A 15536-nucleotide genomic window follows, 5' to 3' on the forward strand; every position below is an offset into this window, starting at 1 on the left:
TCCATATAGAGGGGGGCGGACACTGGTGCCCCTGAACCTCGCGCGGTCCGGCGGGAACTTCGCGCTGCGGCCCAACGGCGTGTTCTGGATCAGCGGCAGCCGGGCCGGCGTGCTGGAGACCGGCGCGTTCCGCCGCGCCGGCCTGAGCCCCACGTACGCCACCCAGTCTGGGCCGCTGCTCGTGCAGCGCGGGCAGCTGCATCCCGCCTTCAACAAGGGGGGCACCTCGTTCAAGCTGCGCAGCGGCGTCGGCGTCTGCAAAGGCGGACAGGTGCGCTTCGCGGTCAGTGCTGGCCCCGTCAACTTCCATACCTTCGCCACCTTCTTCCGCGACACGCTGAAGTGCCCTGACGCCCTGTATCTGGACGGCAGTATCAGCGCGTACGCCACCCCTGACCGCAACACCCAGCTGGCAGGCTTCGCCGGGATCTGGAGCGTGAGCCGCTGAACACCGCTCGACCCGACCCGGGAACCCCGCCGCGCCGCCCCCCGTACTGCTCTGCATGGACTTCACCTGGAAAGGCACGACCGAACGCGACCTGAGCAGCGCCTCTCACCGCCTGGAAGTCATCGAATACAGCGCCGAACCCATGGAGGCCGCGCTGAGCGGCTACCACCAGAGCGTCAGCCGCCCCGCCCGCTGGCGGCAGCTGGCCGTGCACGTCGCCGGGGACGGCAGCGCCGGGAACGCCGTGCTGGAAACCGGCGCGCTCCAGTACCTGCGCGGCAGTCTGGAGATGCAGGCCGTGAACGCCGCCGGGGGCAGCGGTCTGGGCGGCTTCCTGCGTGGCGCCGTCACCGCCGCTGCCAGCGGCGAGGGCCTGTACAAGACCGCCTTCCGGGGCAGCGGCACCCTGTACACCGAACCCACCCGCCTGCACCTGCTGCTGGGCGAACTGCGCGGCGAGAGCCTGATCGTGGACGACGGCGCGTTCGTGGCATGCGTGGGCGACATCACGGTGGGCCGCCACGTGAACCACGGCTTCGCGCAGGCGGTCGGCAGCGGCGAGGGCCGCGTGCAGCCCAAACTGACCGGCAGCGGCCTGTTCGCCCTCCAGAGCCCCGTGCCGCCCGAGGAATTCCAGGTGCTCGACCTGCGCGGCGACACCCTGAAAGTCGACGGGAACCTGGTCGTGGCGTACACCGACGGGCTGGAGTTCAAGGTGGAGAAGAGCGCGCGCGGCCTGCTCGGCAGCGGCAAGACCGGCGAGGGCTTCGTGCAGGCCTACCGGGGCACCGGCCGCGTGTGGCTGGCCCCGACCCTCCCCCTGCACCTCACCCACTGACCCGTCTGCACCTGCGCGCCGCCCACCCCGCCACGCGTGACAGCATGGCGGGGTGCTTCAGGCCCTGAGTAACGTCATGCTGCCCGTCATGCTCGTCGCGGGGCTGGGCGCGCTCGTCTCAGCGCGCTTCCCCATTGATCAGGCGACCATCGCGCGGGTCACGCTGTACCTGCTGTCCCCGGCACTCGTGCTGAACGTCCTGCTGACCACCCGCGTGCAGGCGGGCGAGGTCCTGACGCTGGGCGCCGCGTACGCCCTGACCGTCGCGGGCAGCCTGCTGCTGGGCTGGCTGACTGGCCTGCGCGCCCCGCAGGCGCAGCGGCGCAGCCTCACCGCGAGCGTCGGCATCTGGAACAGCGGCAACATGGGCCTCCCGATTGCGCTGTTCGCCTTCGGACAGGCGGGCTTCACGCACGCCACGCTGCTGTTCCTGATGTCCTTCGTGGGCATGTACGTCATCGCACCCGTCGTGTACACCGCCCGCGTGCGCCGCCCCGACCAGCCGCCCCCCAGCGCGGGCCGGATGCTGCTGAACATGGTGCGCCTGCCCGCCGTGTGGATGGTCGCGCTGGGCGTCACCCTCCGCGCCCTGCACCTCCAGCCCCCGGAGGGCCTGATGCGCGGCGTGGACCTGCTCGCGCAGGCGACCCTGCCGATGGTGCTGCTCTCACTGGGCCTGCAACTCGGCTCGGGCGGCTGGCCCCGCCTGGACACCCGCGTGTGGCTCGCGACCGCCGCGCGCCTGATCGGCGGTCCCCTGCTGGGCCTCGCCGCCGGACTCGCCTGCGGGCTGCGGGGCGAGGTGCTGGCCCTCCTCGTGCTGTCCGCCAGCATGCCCACCGCCGTGAACGCCCTGCTGATCGCCCGCGAGTACGGCGGGGACGCCGACACCGTCGCCCGCACCGCGTTCCTGAGCACCGTGCTGAGCGTCCCGACCATCGCGGCGGTCGTGGCGCTGCTGCCCCGCCTGACCGGCTGACGCGACCGCATACGCCGCATACGGCCCCACCGGAAGACACGTCCAGCACGCGGTTGCCGGAATCCATGCACCAGGGTTGACACGTGCTGCATACCACGCTATCTTTTCCTTATCACCGTCCGCGAAGGACGGATTTTTCGTTTTAGACCTCCGGACGCGGCAACGGAGACTGCACCGAACGCATCAGGATCAGGATTCCTGAACCCACCCGCGGAGAGCACTGCGGAGAGCATAGGCCACCACACCGATCCGCACGCTGCCGGAGGCTGCTCCGCTGCGCCCATGACCGAGAACCTCTCGCTGGTGCCTGAGTTGACGGTCAGCGACCTGCCGCGCAGCCTTGAGGTCTACACCCGCGTGTTCGGCTTCACGCTGCACGATACCCGCCCCGGGTTCGCGTACCTGAGCCTGGGCCGGGCGCAGTGGATGCTGGAGCAGGCGCAGCCGGCGGGGGTGTGGCCGACCGGGCCACTGGAGGTGCCGTTCGGGCGTGGGATCAACTTCCAGATCGTGCACCCGGAGCTGGACGCCCTGCACGCGCGGCTGGTCGCGGAAGGCTACCCGCTGTTCCAGCCGCTGCGCACCGAAAGGTACACGGAGGGCGAGGTGGCGCACACGCAGCGGCAGCTGGTCGTGCAGGACCCCGACGGGTACCTGCTGCGCTTCACGACTTGATTCCAGCTGGGGTCAGAACGACTTGCGGAACGTGGAGACCCAGCGGTCCTGGAAGCTCTGGATATTCAGCCGCGACTCCAGCTGATAATGCCCTGGCGGCAGGTGCGCGATCTCTGGCCTCACAGGATCGACAGCGAGGGCCTCTCCCGGTCGCAGGACCAGCTCGGTCTCGCCCGTACAGACGACGTTATCGGGAATGGGCGCGACCTCCCTCCCGTCCCGTCATGTCCAGCACCCTGAGGATCACGGTAAAACAGTGTCCGGGCACGCGGACGGGCCAGCGCCCGACGTTCGCGACCCTCACGTCCAGCGCAAGGTGCGAGCCTACCGGCGTCCTGACGCGCGTGAGGACGCCCAGACGGCTCTCACGGCGCACCGTCTGTTCAGACACGACCAGCCCGGTCGGTCCGCTGAGCGGCGCGTCCCCTGGGATCACAACACGGTTCAATGCGGGGTCATACGCGGCCCGGTCACCCCGGGCAGCCAGCGCCTGCGCAACCTGGCGCAGCGAGAACCGTGCGGGGAGCACGCGCACAGCCCCTTGCCGAGCCGCAGTCTGCTCTTCCTCATTCAGCAGGGAGCGGGGAACCGGAGTACTCCCAGGGCTGACCAGCAGGTTGAGGCGGGGCTGACGGTCCTTCACGTCGATATATGCCCCTGCGAAACCGGGGACCTGCCGGGCGATCGCCAGCCAGTGAGGCGGGAGCCTGGTGAACCCTGCGAACTGCGCCTGGGCAGACAGCATGACGCCGGTAAGGAGCAGACACAGCGTGAGGCGGCGAGATGAGGTCACGGTTCACTCCTCCGAGGTTCGGGCAGCTTTCTGGCCCTCTGCACCGACAAGGCTGATGACGGGGCTCAGTTCCCCACGCGCTCCTCAGCGATGAAGCCGTCCAGGCGGGCGAGGCGGCCCCGCAGCGCCAGGATGTACACCGCCGGGGGGACCTCCTCGCCCATCGTCCAGGCGCGCAGGTCGTGCGTCTCTCCGACGGTCAGGAGCCGGTCGAGGACGCGCAGGAGCATACGGCGGCCCTCGGCGTGCTCGGCGAGCAGCTCCGGGAGGGTCATGTCCGCCAGCGGCGCGGTGCGGCGCAGCGGCAGGCCGTCCAGGTGGCCTTCGAGCCCGATGCGCATCTCCATCTGGATCTTGCGTTCCATGCCGGTGCAGTCTCGCAGGGTTTCCTCGGCGGCGGCCGTCCACTCCCCGGGTTCCAGCGTGGGGAGGGGGCGGGCGTTCAGTTCGCGCTGCACGGCGCGTGGGTCGGCGTGGCGGGCCTCCTCGCGCAGCAGGTTCAGCGGGTGGGGATCGCGGGTGGTCATGCCGGACAGTCTGCCGCACGCGACCGGGACCGGGTGCCGCACCTCGCCTATGCTGGCAGGCATGCAACACACCCGCACCTGGTCTGACGTGTATGGCAGTGCCCGCGCCCTGTTCGAGGGTCGCGCCGGGGGGCACGCGTGGCTGATCGCCGCGCCGCCGGAACTGGCAGGCGAACTCGCGGCGGCCCTCTCGGACGTGGACGGAAAGGGCCGCGCCGCGCTGGTCGTGCACGAGGGACTGACGCCGCTGCTGGCCGCCGTGCAGGAGGAGCGTCCGCGCGGGGTGATCGTGATCGCGGACACCGCGCTGGCGGGCGGCCCGGCGGTGAGCGTGCCCGACACGCTGGTCGAGGATGCGGGCGGCCTTCCCTACCGCGAGGGCGGCGAGTTCCCCGCCTGGACGGGTGAGGACGCCGGTGCGGGCGCGCAGGGCGAGTGCCCGGCCGCCTCCGCCGTGGCGGGGCTGGGCGTGCCCGTGACCGTCACCACGCCCGCCGCACTGGCCGCCACCCTGACCGCCTGGATGGACCGCACCCCGCACGGCCGCTGACAGGGTCGGAGTCAGGGTTCGGCGCGGGGCGCACGCAACCTCCGCATGGCGGGTCTGAGTGTCCAAGGGTCTGAGAGGTCAAGAGGAAAAGGCGTGTCACACGCTGTTCTTAGCCTCTTAGACCCTCTGGCGTTTCGATCCGAACGCGCCTGTCGTCGCCCGCCCGGAGTTCAGCGCAGCAGGAGGCAGGTCGTCGTGGCGTGCGCGTACAGCTTCCCGGCGTCGTCCACGATGCGGCCCTCGGCGATGGCCGTCTGACGGGTCACGGCGACGACCTGCCCGATGGCCTGCACCTCCGGGCCACCCGCGAACAGGGGGCGGATGCAGTTGAATTTCAGTTCCAGCGTGGTGTAGCCCACCCCGGCGGGCAGCGTGGAGTGCACGGCGCAGCCCACGGCGGAATCGAGCAGCGTGGCAAACACGCCGCCATGCACGCTGCCGATGGGGTTGTGGTGGAATTCCTGCGGTTTCAGGCGGAAGACGGCGCGGCCTTCGGTGAAGTCCTCGGCGCGCAGGGGTTCCATGCCGAGCGTCATGCCGATGGGCGCGGGGGGCAGCTCGCCGCGGGCGATGGCGTGCAGGTACTCCAGGCCGCTCAGGCGGCGGGCTGTTTCCAGGGTGGGGGTCATGTCGGCCCAGGTGTAGGTGCGCTGTCGGGGCTGGTCGGTCATGCGCGGAGGATACGCGCGGGCCGCAGCAGGTTGCTGGACTGCCCCCCTCGGACTTCCCCTCGCCGGGCGTGGAAGGCGGGTCACGGTTCGCGCGGGGGTGGGCGGTACACTGCCGCGCGTGAGCCTGCCTGCCCCCTCCCCCGCGCTGGATCCGGTGGTGCGGCACCTGTACGTGCACGTGCCGTTCTGCCCGACGATCTGTCCGTACTGCGATTTTCACGTCCTGACGCGCCGCGCGGGACTGGTGGAACGTTACCTGGAGCAGATAGAGGTCGAGGCGGCGGCGCTGGCGGCCAGCTATCAGGTCGAGCTGGACACCGTGTACCTGGGGGGCGGCACGCCCAGTTTCCTGCGGGACGAGGAACTCGCGGCGCTGGTGGGCAGCGTGCGGCGGCACCTGGGCTGGGGCCGCGTGGAGAACACGCTGGAGGTCAACCCGGGCACGGTAAGTGGGGCGCGCGCGGCGCACTGGCGGGCGCTGGGCTTCGACCGGGCCAGCGTGGGCGTGCAGAGCCTCGACGACGCCACCTTGAGATTCCTGGGCCGTCAGCATGACGCGGCGCAGGCGCGCGACGCCGTGACGATCCTGATCGGCGAGGGGTTCCGCGTGAGTGGTGACCTGATCACGGCCGTGCCGGGGCAGCCGCTCCTGAGTGACATCCAGGGGCTGGTGGATCTGGGGGTGGGGCACGTCAGTGCGTACACGCTGACGATCGAGCCCGGCACCGAGTTCGCCCGGCGCGGCGTGACCGTGCAGGAGGACGACGAGCGGCGCGGCTTCGAGGACACCGAGGCGGCCCTGGGGGCGCTGGGCTTCACGCGGTACGAGGTGAGCAACTACGCGCGGCCCGGGCAGGAATCCCGGCACAACCTCGCGTACTGGCAGGGCCGCACGTACCTGGGCCTGGGACCGGGCGCGGCAGGACACTACCCGGCGGAAGGCGGAGTGCAGGGAACAGAGGCCGTCCTGACGGTGCGCCGGACGAATCCGCACCTGCACGAGTGGCTGACGGGTGAGGCGGGCGAGACGGAGGCGATTGACGCGCGGGAGTTCGTGACGGACGCGCTGTTTATGGGCCTGCGCCTGCGCGCGGGGGTGGATCTGGCGGACCTGTCGCGCCGCAGCGGCCTGGACGTGGCGGGGGTGTACGCCGCTCCCATCGCGCAGAACGTCGCGCGCGGCCTCCTGAGCCTGGACGGCGACCGGCTGCGCGCCACGCCGGACGGCTGGTGGGTCCTCAACCGCGTGGTGACTGACTTCCTTGAGATCTGAGTCTTTTCTCCATCACCGATCAACCATCACCCGTGTTTGACCAGTGGGAGTTGTGAATGGCGCCTGTCCAGCTATGGCGGCAGGTCAGTGACGGCTCACGGGGGGCGCGTTAGACTGCCAGCATGACGAAATCCTATGACTACGACGTGCTCGTGATCGGCGCGGGACCCGGCGGGTATCACGCGGCGATCCGCGCGGCGCAGCTGGGCCTGAAGGTTGCGTGCGCCGAGCGGGAGAAGGTGGGCGGCGTGTGCCTGAACGTGGGCTGCATTCCCACCAAGGCGCTGCTGCACGCCGGCGAGCAGATCGCCGCGGCGCGGCACGCGGCGGACTTCGGCCTGACCTTCGGCGAGCAGCGGATGGACATCGCCAAGCTGAACGGCTGGAAGGACGGCATCGTGAAGAAGCTGACGGGCGGCGTGGGCGCGCTGTTCAAGGCGAACAAGGTCACGCACCTGACCGGGCAGGCCAGCTTCGTGGACGACCACACCGTCAAGGTCGGCGAGCAGACGGTCACGGCGGCCAGCATCATCATCGCGACGGGCAGCGAGCCCGCCAAACTGCCGGGCCTGGACGTGGATCAGGAGAGCATCGTGGACTCCACGGGCGCGCTGGTCATGCCTGATCCGGTGCCCGCCCGGATGCTGTGCATCGGCGGCGGCGTGATCGGCTTCGAGTTCGCGCACGTGTACAACAACATGGGCAGCAAGGTCAAGGTCATCGAGTTCATGCCGAACGTGGTGCCCGGCGCGGACGCCGACGCCGTCAAGGAATTCACGAAGGCCATGAAGAAGCAGGGCATCGAGATCGCCGTGCAGACCAAGGCCAACAAGGCCGAGAAGAAAGCCGACGGCGTCCACGTGGAACTGGAGGACGTGAAGACCGGCGCCAAGACCGTGGAGGTCTTCGACCGCGTGCTGGTGGCCGTGGGCCGCCGCCCCCGCACCGACGGCCTGAACGCCCAGGCGGCGGGCGTGACCGTCACGGACCGGGGCTTCATCCCGGCGGACAAGCAGCAGCGCACGAACGTCCCGCACATCTACTCCATCGGGGACGTCGCCAGTAACCCCATGCTGGCCCACAAGGCCATGAAGGAAGGTCTGGTCGCGGCCGAGGTCATCGCCGGGAAACCCGCCGAGCAGGACGCCGTCGCCATTCCCGGCGTGGTGTACACCAGCCCCGAACTGGCCTGGGTGGGCCTGACCGAGCAGGAGGCCAAGGACAAGGGCTACAGCGTCAAGACCGGCGTGTTCCCCCTGTCCGCCTCGGGCCGCGCCATGACCCTCCAGCAGACCGACGGCTTCGTGAAGATGGTCGTCGAGAAGGACACCGACCTGCTGCTGGGCGTACACATCGTCGGCCCCCACGCCAGCGACCTGCTCGGCGAGGCCGGACTGGCGCTGGAGATGGCCGCGACTGCCAGCGACATCGCCCTGACCATCCACGCGCACCCCACCCTGGGCGAGAGCGTGCTCGAAGCCGCCGAGGCGGTGCACAAGCAGGCGATTCACATCATGAACAGGTAATCGCCTCGCCGCCCGAAGGGCCGAGCAGAGCGAGGAGCGATAGACCCCCCAGGCCGCCCTGGGGGGTTTGCTCTGCCAGCAGGGCGGGCAGACTGGACGGGGACGGTCGGTGTTCAGTCCCCTGGGGTGGGATCGGTCGGTGCGGCGGGGAGGGTGAACCAGAAGGCGGTGCCTTGACCGGGGGCGGAGGTGAGGCCCATGCGGCCGCCGTGGCCTTCGACGATGCGGCGGGCGACGGACAGGCCGATGCCGGTGCCGGGGTATTCGTCGCGGCCGTGGAGGCGCTGGAAGACCGTGAAGATCCGCTCGTGGTATTCGGGGGCGATGCCGATGCCGTTGTCCTGCACGGTGAAGCGGACCTGTTCTCCTTCGTGCTGCGCGCTGATGTGCACGTGGGGGGGCACGCCGGGGGCGTGGAATTTCAGGGCGTTCCCGATGAGGTTCTGCAGGAGGCGGCGCAGCTGCGTGCCGGACGCCAGCACGTGGGGCAGGGGGTCGGCGCTGAGCGTGGCCCCGGCCTGCGTCAGCGGCGCGGCCAGATCGGCCCGCAGCTGGGAGAGGACCTGATCGGGGTCGGTGGGCCGCAGGGGTTCACGCTGGGAGGTGACGCGCGCGAAGCTCAGGAGGTCCTGGATGAGCTGCTGCATGCGGGCGGTGCCGCTGCTGATGTGCGTGACGTACTGCGCCACGCGGGGGTCCTGATGGTCGTCGAAGCGCCGGGCGAGCAGTTCGGTGAAGCTGGTGATGGTCCGCAGGGGTTCTTGCAGGTCGTGGCTGGCGACGTACGCGAACTGTTCGAGTTCGGCGTTGCTGCGTTCGAGTTCCTGGGTGCGGCGGTGCAGGGCCTGGGCGTGCTCGGCGCGTTCGATGGCGAGTTGCAGGCTGGAGAGGACCGTGTCGAGGAGGCGGCGGTTCACGCTCGTCCAGGGTTCGGGCGTGTGGCGGCCCACGACGAGCACGCCGCGCACGCGCTGGCCGCTCTGGACGGGGAAGGACGCGGTGGCCTGGATGTCAGTGATGTCCTCGCGGGCGGCGGCGACGGTGCCTGGGTCGAAGCGGTCCTGGTAGTGGGGGGCGCGGGTGGCGTAGGGCCGGTCGACGTTGACGGTCTGGCCGCGGGGCAGGCCGCGCTGGAGGACAGGCAGCAGGTTGGGGTTGCGGAAGTGCCCGCGGTGGCTGCGCAGCTGCCAGCGGTCGCCCTGCGGTTCGTAGTAGGTGGTGACGGCGTGCGGCAGGAGGTTCACGATGATCTCCTGGGCGCGCCCGACGAGGCTGACCGGGTCGGGTTCCAGTGTGAGGTCGCGCGAGAGTTCCGCGAAGGCTTCCAGGGCGCGGGTGCGGATCTCGAGTTCGGCGGCGTGTTCGCGCAGCGTGCGGGCCTGTTCGGCGCGTTCGATGGCCAGCCCGAGACTCTGGGCGACGCTTTCCAGGACGGCCTTGTCGGCGCGGCGCCAGGGCTGGGCGTGGTTCAGGCCGAACGCGAAGATGCCGCGCGGCGCGCCGTTCACGCTGACGGGCAGCGTGGCGGTCGTCCGGAGCTGCGCGGTGACGGCGGCCAGGCCGTCGGCGGCGTGGTCGTAGTGCTCCTGGTAGTGGGGCTGGCGGGTGCGCCAGGGAATCAGAAGGTTCGGTGTGCCCTCGAAGGAGATCCCGGCGTCCAGCGTGGCCTGCAACTCCGGGTTGCCCAGGTCGCCCACCTGGGATTTCAGGCGCCACAGGTCCCCTTCGGGTTCGTAGTACACGGCGAAACCGCTGGGCAGGAGCTGCTGGGCGAACTGCTGGGCGCGGCGGATCAGGGCGTACAGGTCGCCTTCCACGGTGAGGTCGCGCGTGAGGCCCGCGAAGCCTTCGAGGACGGCGGTGCGGCCCTCGAGTTCGGTGTTCTGGCCGTGCAGCTGCGCAGCCAGCCGCGCCAGGTCGGATTCGGTGCGGCCGAGCTGCGCCTGGGTGTCGGCGGCGCGGGCCTGCCGCTCGAGTTCCAGGGCGCGGCGTTCGCGCAGGTCGCGGACGTACCCGATGACCAGATCGTCCGTCTGGTCGTGGTAGCGCAGGAGCTGCACCTCGACCGGGATGGCCTGACCGTGGCGGTCGAGCATGGTCTTCTCGTACCAGCCGCTGGCGCCGTGCGTGAACGCGCGGACGAAGGCGGCCTCGTCCCCGGCGCGTTCGCTGTCGGGCGTGAGGGCCACCCAGTTGATGCGCCCGGCGTCGAAGTCGGCGCGGGTGTAGCCCAGCAGGTGCAGGTACGCGTCGTTGACCTCGACAAGCCGGCCGTCCAGGGTGCCCGCCGCGATCCCGATGGGGCTGAGGGTGGCGAAGGTCTGCGCGCGGCTCAGGGCGACCTGCCCGGCCTGGGCTGACCCGAGCAGCGCGGCGTGCCGCAGGGCCAGCGCGGCGACCCGCAGCGCACAGAGCAGTTCGCCGCGCTCCTGCGCGCCGGGCAGGGGCCCGGTCAGCAGGGCCGCGTCGTCCGGCGTAACCCGCAGCAGCAGCCCGTGCGGGGTGACGCTCACGGTGGGGAGCGGCTCGTCGCCACTGCCTGCGGGGGCGGGCGCCCCGGTGGGCGCGGCCCCGCAGGCAGTGGCGACCGTCCAGGGCTGCCCCGCGCGGCGGGTCCAGCGCAGCCACGCCACGTCCAGCAGGGTTTCCAGTGGGCGCAGCAGGTGACTGTCCAGGTCGGCGGGGGCCGCGATGGCCGTGGCCGCGCCGGTCAGGGCGGGCAGGTGGTCACGCAGGCGCGAAGGGGTCACGCCGGCACGATAGTGCACCCGGGGGCACCTCACGGTGCGCCGGGCGGGGGTGTCTGGCGTGGCGGGTCGGCCGCTGGGGGGGTGATCTAGACTCGGAGGTATGGCCACTTCCCTGTCCGACCGTCTGACTGCCGAGCTGTCCGGCCTGCGTGAAAGCGGGCTGCTGATTCACCCGCGCGTGCTGGACAGCGCCAACCGCGCCCGGACGCGCGTGGATGGGCGCGAGGTGGTGAACCTCGCCAGCAACAACTACCTGGGCTTCGCGGACCACCCGGCCCTGAAGGCCCGCGCCGCCGAGTACCTGGACCGCTGGGGGGTGGGCGCGGGCGCGGTGCGCACGATCGCCGGGACGCTGCGCATCCACGAGGAGTTCGAGGCGCAGCTCGCGGCGTTCAAGCACACCGGGAGCGCGCTGGTGCTGCACAGCGGCTTCACCACGAACCAGGGCGTGCTGGGGGCCCTGCTGCGCGAGGGCGATCTGGTCGTCAGCGACGAGCTGAACCACGCGAGCATCATCGACGGGCTGCGCCTGACGAAGGCCACGAAGAAGGTGTTCAGGCATGCCGACCCGGACGACCTGGAGCGCCTGCTGAAGGAGCACGACACGGACGGCCTGAAACTGGTCGTGACGGACGGGGTGTTCAGCATGGACGGCGACGTGGCGCCGCTGGACCGGCTGGTGGCCGTCGCCCGGAAGTACGGCGCGGTGACGTACGTGGACGACGCGCACGGCAGCGGCGTGATGGGCGAGGCGGGGCGCGGCACCGTGCATCACTTCGGATTCGAGTACGCCGACGACGTGATCCAGGTCGGCACGCTCAGCAAGGCGTGGGGCGGCGTGGGCGGGTACGCCGCCGGGCACGGGGACCTGCGGCAGCTGCTCATCAACCGCGCCCGCCCGTACCTGTTCAGCACCGCGCAGGCGCCCGCCACGGTGGGCGCGCTGGCCGCCGCGCTGATTGAAGTGCAGCGCGATCCCACTCTGATGGAGCGCCTGTGGGCGAACACCCGCTACTTCAAGGCGGAGTTGCAGGGCCTGGGCTTCGACATCTTCGGTAGCACCACGCCCATCACGCCGGTCATCTTCGGCGAGGCGCCCGCCGCGTTCGAGGCGAGCCGCCTGCTGTTCGACCGGGGCGTGTTCGCCGTGGGCCTGGGCTTCCCGACCGTGCCGCGCGGGCTGGCGCGCATCCGCAACATCGTGACCGCCGAACACACCCGCGACGACCTGGATCACGCCCTGCAGGCCTACGCCGAGGTGGGCCGCGCGCTGGGCATCATCTCCTGATCCTCCGCCCAGGCCGTCTGTAACCGGACCGGCCCACGCCGGGTAAGGTCCGGCGCACCGGGAAGTGTCGCCGGGTCGAACTGGGCGAGGGGCCACCTGAGCTCTCAGTGGATGCATGGGCCGCAGACCTCTGCGGCCCTCCATCTGAACCGCCCCGGGCCACCGAAGCCCGGGGTCTACCTGTGGAACCCCGGGCGCCGACCAGAAAAGCGGCACTCGTCCTCTGCCCACGCTGTTTTGTCCGGCTGTTGAGCTTTGCGACTCATGGATCACAGGCTGTGACCCCTTCAAGCGCTTCATCCATGAAACGTTCACATGACCTGGGGTCTGTTTCCTGCGAACTGCATGATTGCTCGCCGTTGCCGAAACGGTTCGCCGTCCAACGAATGAACCGGCCTCTTTACTTCACTTCCCCGCGTCATTCATACTCTGAATTCAGGAGGACTCTATTTATGGCTTACAAGAAACTCAGTGAACAGGTGATGGAACTCAGCAACCCACAGCGCAGCGATACCTTCGTGAAACTGTTCCAGGAAGCGGTGCGTTCCGGCAAGATCGAAGGCGCGTATCTCCCGGAGCGGTTCACGATGCCCAAGCAGTTCACGCGCCGTGGCAGCACCGACACCTACCAGCGCGACACCCGCGAGATGATCTTCGACCACACGCCGGACTTCGACGCGTGGTTTGAAGAGACCAACCGTGAACTGGCCGCCGCGCGCCGCGGTGGGAACATCAAACCCAGCCTCGAGGCCGTCGAGTCGGGTCTGGTGGACTTCCAGAGCATGGTGGAAGAAACCCGCCGCAAGATGCAGGCCAGCTTCGAGAAGGGGCAGGCGCTCGGCAAGGGCCGTGCGAAGGCCACCTCCACCAAGAAGAAGAAGTAAGCCGGCTTCCGGCGGGCGCGCGGTCTGTTCCCCGATGGAGCGGGCCGCGCGCCTGCCGGCGCGGGTTTCCAGTCCTGGGGGGCCCCAGGTATGGTGGGGGGATGACGGTTTCCGAGACTCCACTTTCCACCTCCGCGCGGCGCGGGCTGCTGCTGGTCATGACCGGCGCGTCCGGCGTGGGCAAGGGCACGCTGCGTGAACGCTGGCTGGCCGGGCAGGACGTGTTCTTCAGTACCTCCTGGACCACCCGCGAGGCCCGCCCGGGCGAGCAGGACGGCGTGCACTACGTGTTCGTGACCCCCGAGGCGTTCGAGGAGAAGGCGCAGGCGAACGGCTTCCTGGAACACGCGGCGTTCGTGGGCAACCGCTACGGCACGCCGATCGAGCCGATCGAGGCGGCGCTGAGTCGCGGGCAGGACGTGGTGCTGGAGATCGAGGTGGAGGGCGCCATGCAGGTCAAGGCGCGCGTGGGCGAGGAGGCCATCCTGATCTTCATCATGCCGCCCAGCCTGACGGAGCTGCGCCGCCGCCTGGAGGGCCGCGCGACCGAGACACCCGAACGGATCGAGAAGCGCCTCGCGCGCGCCCGTGAGGAGATCCGCGAGGCGCACGAGTTCCGGTACGTGGTCGTGAACGACGACCTGGACCGCGCGGTGGAGGAACTCCTAGCGATCCAGCGGGCCGAGCGGGCGCGGCAGCTGCCGGAACCCGAGTGGACCGAAGCCGACCGGGAGGCGCGGGTGCGGGCCGATCACCTGCGCAGCTACACGTTCACGGACGCGCGGCTGGCCCAGGTCACCGGGCAGTAAGGCGCAGGCAGGGGGCAGTCAGGCGGGATGACTCGCCCGGAGGAGGGGATATGCCACTGGAACTCGTGCAGGGCGATATCGCCGCGCAGCAGGTCTGTGCGGTGGTCACGGCGGCGAACAAGGAACTGGCGGGTGGGGGTGGCGTGGACGGCGTCATCCACCGCGCGGCGGGCCCGGATCTGCTTCGCGCCATCCGCGCCATCGGCGGGACGCCCACGGGCACGGCGGTGATCACCCCCGCGTTCGGGCTGTCGGCGCGGGGCGTGCAACACGTGATTCACGCGGTCGGGCCGATCTGGCGCGGCGGGACCCAGGGCGAGCCGGAGCTGCTGGCCGGGGCGTACCGGCGCAGCCTGGAACTGGCGGTGCAGGCCGGGTGCCGCAGCGTGGCGTTCCCGGCGATCAGCACCGGCGTGTACGGCTACCCGCTGGAACAGGCGGCGGAGGTGACGCTGCGGACGATCACCGCGTTCCTGGCCGATCACCCGGACCTGCACGTGCGGGTGGTGCTGCTGGGCGGGGGCACGCTGAACGTGTTCCGCCGGGCGTGGCAGCGGCTGGAGGCCTGACAGGGGTTGTCAGTTCCAGTGAGGGGCCAACAGCCCCCCTCGGCAGCCCTGAAAACCACTGCGAGCGGCGGGTGTAGCCTGCGGACATGGCTGCCCCGACCCTGCCGACCCCGCTGGTTTCCGTGTCCTGGCTGCGCGCGCACCTGCGTGACCCGCGCGTACGGGTGCTGGACGCCCGCTACGCCCTGAATGACCCGCTGACCGGGCGGATCGCGTACCTGGGCGGGCACGTGCCGGGGGCCGTCTACGCCGATCTGGAGACGGACCTGAGCGGCCCGGTACAACCGGATGGGTCGGGGGGGCGTCACCCGCTGCCGGATCCGGCGGCGCTGGCCGCGTGGCTGGGAAGCGTGGGGGTCGGGAACGACAGTCTGGTCGTGTGCTACGACGACCCGGGGACCGGGCAGGGCTTCTACGCGGCGCGGGCGTGGTGGCTGCTGCGCTGGCTGGGGCACGCGGGGGTGGCGGTGCTCGACGGCGGCTGGCCCGCCTGGGTCGCGGCAGGCGGGGACGTCAGCACGGAGGACCCCTCCCCCACCCCGGTCACGTTCGTGCCGGACGTGCAGGCGGACCTCGTGGCTACTGCCGCCGATGTGCAGGCACGCGGGGCGGGAACCCTCCTGATCGATTCGCGCGCGCCGGGCCGCTACCGGGGCGAGGTGGAACCCATCGACCGCAGGGCCGGGCACATCCCGGGCGCCGTGAACCGCGACTGGACGGGCGCGCTGGACGGATCGGGCCACTGGCGGGACGCGGGGGCGCAGGCGGCGCGGCTGGACGCGGGCGGCGCCCCCACGGTCACGTACTGCGGCAGTGGCGTGAGTGCCACGCCGAACCTGCTGGCACGCGAACTGGCGGGCGTGCCGCTGGGCCCGGACAACCGCCTGTACGCCGGGTCGTGGAGCGACTGGATCAGCGACGACGCGCGCCCCGTGGCAACCGGCGAGGAATGAGGG

At 70.7% G+C, this 15536-nt stretch carries 17 protein-coding genes (1 of these 17 only partly in view); 13 read left to right on the top strand and 4 right to left on the bottom strand.

Features of this window, described 5'->3' with window-relative positions:
* The 5 genes from AUC44_RS17335 to AUC44_RS15125 all read left to right on the top strand — a co-directional run.
* Positions 1–35, top strand: the end of a protein-coding gene (locus AUC44_RS17335; protein WP_335338674.1) for a hypothetical protein. Its footprint begins 280 nt before the window's first position; 35 of the gene's 315 nt are visible here — the last part of the coding sequence; its start codon lies off the left edge, out of view; its stop codon occupies positions 33–35.
* Positions 26–448 carry a phosphodiester glycosidase family protein gene (locus tag AUC44_RS17340; RefSeq protein ID WP_335338675.1) on the top strand — a complete coding sequence of 141 codons (423 nt, stop codon included), beginning with the start codon at positions 26–28 and terminating at the stop codon, positions 446–448. The genes AUC44_RS17335 and AUC44_RS17340 overlap by 10 nt, the downstream gene beginning before the upstream one ends.
* Before the next feature lie 55 nt (positions 449–503).
* Positions 504–1286, top strand: a complete 783-nt coding sequence (locus AUC44_RS15115) for an AIM24 family protein (RefSeq protein WP_062159453.1) — start codon at positions 504–506, stop codon at positions 1284–1286.
* A gap of 52 nt (positions 1287–1338) precedes the next feature.
* Positions 1339–2265, top strand: a complete 927-nt coding sequence (locus tag AUC44_RS15120) for an AEC family transporter (RefSeq protein ID WP_231724473.1) — start codon at positions 1339–1341, stop codon at positions 2263–2265.
* Between the two features lie 282 nt (positions 2266–2547).
* The gene (locus AUC44_RS15125; protein ID WP_062159454.1) at positions 2548–2940 is read left to right on the top strand and encodes a bleomycin resistance protein; all 393 of its coding nucleotides are present in this window, start codon (positions 2548–2550) and stop codon (positions 2938–2940) included.
* Between the two features lie 187 nt (positions 2941–3127).
* On the opposite strand, the gene AUC44_RS15130 is transcribed toward AUC44_RS15125, so the two are convergent.
* A complete protein-coding gene (locus tag AUC44_RS15130; RefSeq protein WP_157445403.1) occupies positions 3128–3733 on the bottom strand; it encodes a hypothetical protein in 606 nt (201 codons plus the stop codon).
* Positions 3734–3798: 65 nt separating this feature from the next.
* Positions 3799–4260 (bottom strand): hypothetical protein, encoded by a 462-nt coding sequence (locus AUC44_RS15135; RefSeq protein ID WP_062159456.1) that lies wholly within the window; start codon positions 4258–4260, stop codon positions 3799–3801.
* A 61-nt stretch (positions 4261–4321) separates the two neighbouring features.
* On the opposite strand from AUC44_RS15135, the gene AUC44_RS15140 reads away from it, so the two are divergent.
* Positions 4322–4810 (top strand): hypothetical protein, encoded by a 489-nt coding sequence (locus AUC44_RS15140; protein ID WP_062159457.1) that lies wholly within the window; start codon positions 4322–4324, stop codon positions 4808–4810.
* A 170-nt stretch (positions 4811–4980) separates the two neighbouring features.
* On the opposite strand, the gene AUC44_RS15145 is transcribed toward AUC44_RS15140, so the two are convergent.
* Positions 4981–5481 (bottom strand): PaaI family thioesterase, encoded by a 501-nt coding sequence (locus tag AUC44_RS15145; protein ID WP_062159458.1) that lies wholly within the window; start codon positions 5479–5481, stop codon positions 4981–4983.
* A 118-nt stretch (positions 5482–5599) separates the two neighbouring features.
* Between AUC44_RS15145 and hemW the strand changes: the two genes are divergently transcribed.
* Together hemW and lpdA are read left to right on the top strand one after the other, a co-directional pair.
* Entirely contained in the window at positions 5600–6754 is a 1155-nt protein-coding gene (gene hemW, locus AUC44_RS15150; protein ID WP_062159459.1) for a radical SAM family heme chaperone HemW, read from the top strand.
* Positions 6755–6876: 122 nt separating this feature from the next.
* On the top strand, positions 6877–8280 hold the full coding sequence (gene lpdA / locus AUC44_RS15155; RefSeq protein ID WP_058974594.1) for a dihydrolipoyl dehydrogenase: 1404 nt from the start codon (positions 6877–6879) through the stop codon (positions 8278–8280).
* A gap of 113 nt (positions 8281–8393) precedes the next feature.
* Here the strand turns inward: lpdA and AUC44_RS15160 are convergent, their stop codons facing one another.
* Positions 8394–11030, bottom strand: coding sequence for an ATP-binding protein (locus AUC44_RS15160; protein WP_062159460.1), 2637 nt, complete (start codon positions 11028–11030; stop codon positions 8394–8396).
* A gap of 100 nt (positions 11031–11130) precedes the next feature.
* Between AUC44_RS15160 and AUC44_RS15165 the strand changes: the two genes are divergently transcribed.
* From AUC44_RS15165 to AUC44_RS15185, 5 genes are all read left to right on the top strand, one after another.
* Positions 11131–12318, top strand: coding sequence for a BioF/Kbl family PLP-dependent acyltransferase (locus AUC44_RS15165; protein WP_062159461.1), 1188 nt, complete (start codon positions 11131–11133; stop codon positions 12316–12318).
* A gap of 452 nt (positions 12319–12770) precedes the next feature.
* Positions 12771–13202, top strand: coding sequence for a hypothetical protein (locus AUC44_RS15170; RefSeq protein WP_062159462.1), 432 nt, complete (start codon positions 12771–12773; stop codon positions 13200–13202).
* Between the two features lie 101 nt (positions 13203–13303).
* Positions 13304–14011, top strand: coding sequence for a guanylate kinase (gene gmk / locus AUC44_RS15175; RefSeq protein ID WP_062159463.1), 708 nt, complete (start codon positions 13304–13306; stop codon positions 14009–14011).
* A 50-nt stretch (positions 14012–14061) separates the two neighbouring features.
* Positions 14062–14580, top strand: coding sequence for a macro domain-containing protein (locus AUC44_RS15180; protein WP_062159464.1), 519 nt, complete (start codon positions 14062–14064; stop codon positions 14578–14580).
* Between the two features lie 86 nt (positions 14581–14666).
* Complete coding sequence (locus tag AUC44_RS15185; protein ID WP_082689095.1) at positions 14667–15533, top strand: sulfurtransferase; 867 nt, start codon at positions 14667–14669, stop codon at positions 15531–15533.
* Positions 15534–15536: the final 3 nt, after the last annotated feature.

It is taken from the genome of Deinococcus actinosclerus (genome assembly GCF_001507665.1).
GTDB classification, from domain to species: domain Bacteria; phylum Deinococcota; class Deinococci; order Deinococcales; family Deinococcaceae; genus Deinococcus; species Deinococcus actinosclerus.

Coding starts and splice junctions, on each gene's coding strand:
- AUC44_RS15145 (WP_062159458.1), bottom strand. CDS start 5,481: ATGACCGACCAGCCCCGACAGCGCACCTACACCTGGGCCGACATGACC.
- AUC44_RS15165 (WP_062159461.1), top strand. CDS start 11,131: ATGGCCACTTCCCTGTCCGACCGTCTGACTGCCGAGCTGTCCGGCCTG.
- AUC44_RS15180 (WP_062159464.1), top strand. CDS start 14,062: ATGCCACTGGAACTCGTGCAGGGCGATATCGCCGCGCAGCAGGTCTGT.
- lpdA (WP_058974594.1), top strand. CDS start 6,877: ATGACGAAATCCTATGACTACGACGTGCTCGTGATCGGCGCGGGACCC.
- AUC44_RS15185 (WP_082689095.1), top strand. CDS start 14,667: ATGGCTGCCCCGACCCTGCCGACCCCGCTGGTTTCCGTGTCCTGGCTG.
- AUC44_RS15135 (WP_062159456.1), bottom strand. CDS start 4,260: ATGACCACCCGCGATCCCCACCCGCTGAACCTGCTGCGCGAGGAGGCC.
- AUC44_RS15170 (WP_062159462.1), top strand. CDS start 12,771: ATGGCTTACAAGAAACTCAGTGAACAGGTGATGGAACTCAGCAACCCA.
- gmk (WP_062159463.1), top strand. CDS start 13,304: ATGACGGTTTCCGAGACTCCACTTTCCACCTCCGCGCGGCGCGGGCTG.
- AUC44_RS15115 (WP_062159453.1), top strand. CDS start 504: ATGGACTTCACCTGGAAAGGCACGACCGAACGCGACCTGAGCAGCGCC.
- AUC44_RS15140 (WP_062159457.1), top strand. CDS start 4,322: ATGCAACACACCCGCACCTGGTCTGACGTGTATGGCAGTGCCCGCGCC.
- AUC44_RS15125 (WP_062159454.1), top strand. CDS start 2,548: ATGACCGAGAACCTCTCGCTGGTGCCTGAGTTGACGGTCAGCGACCTG.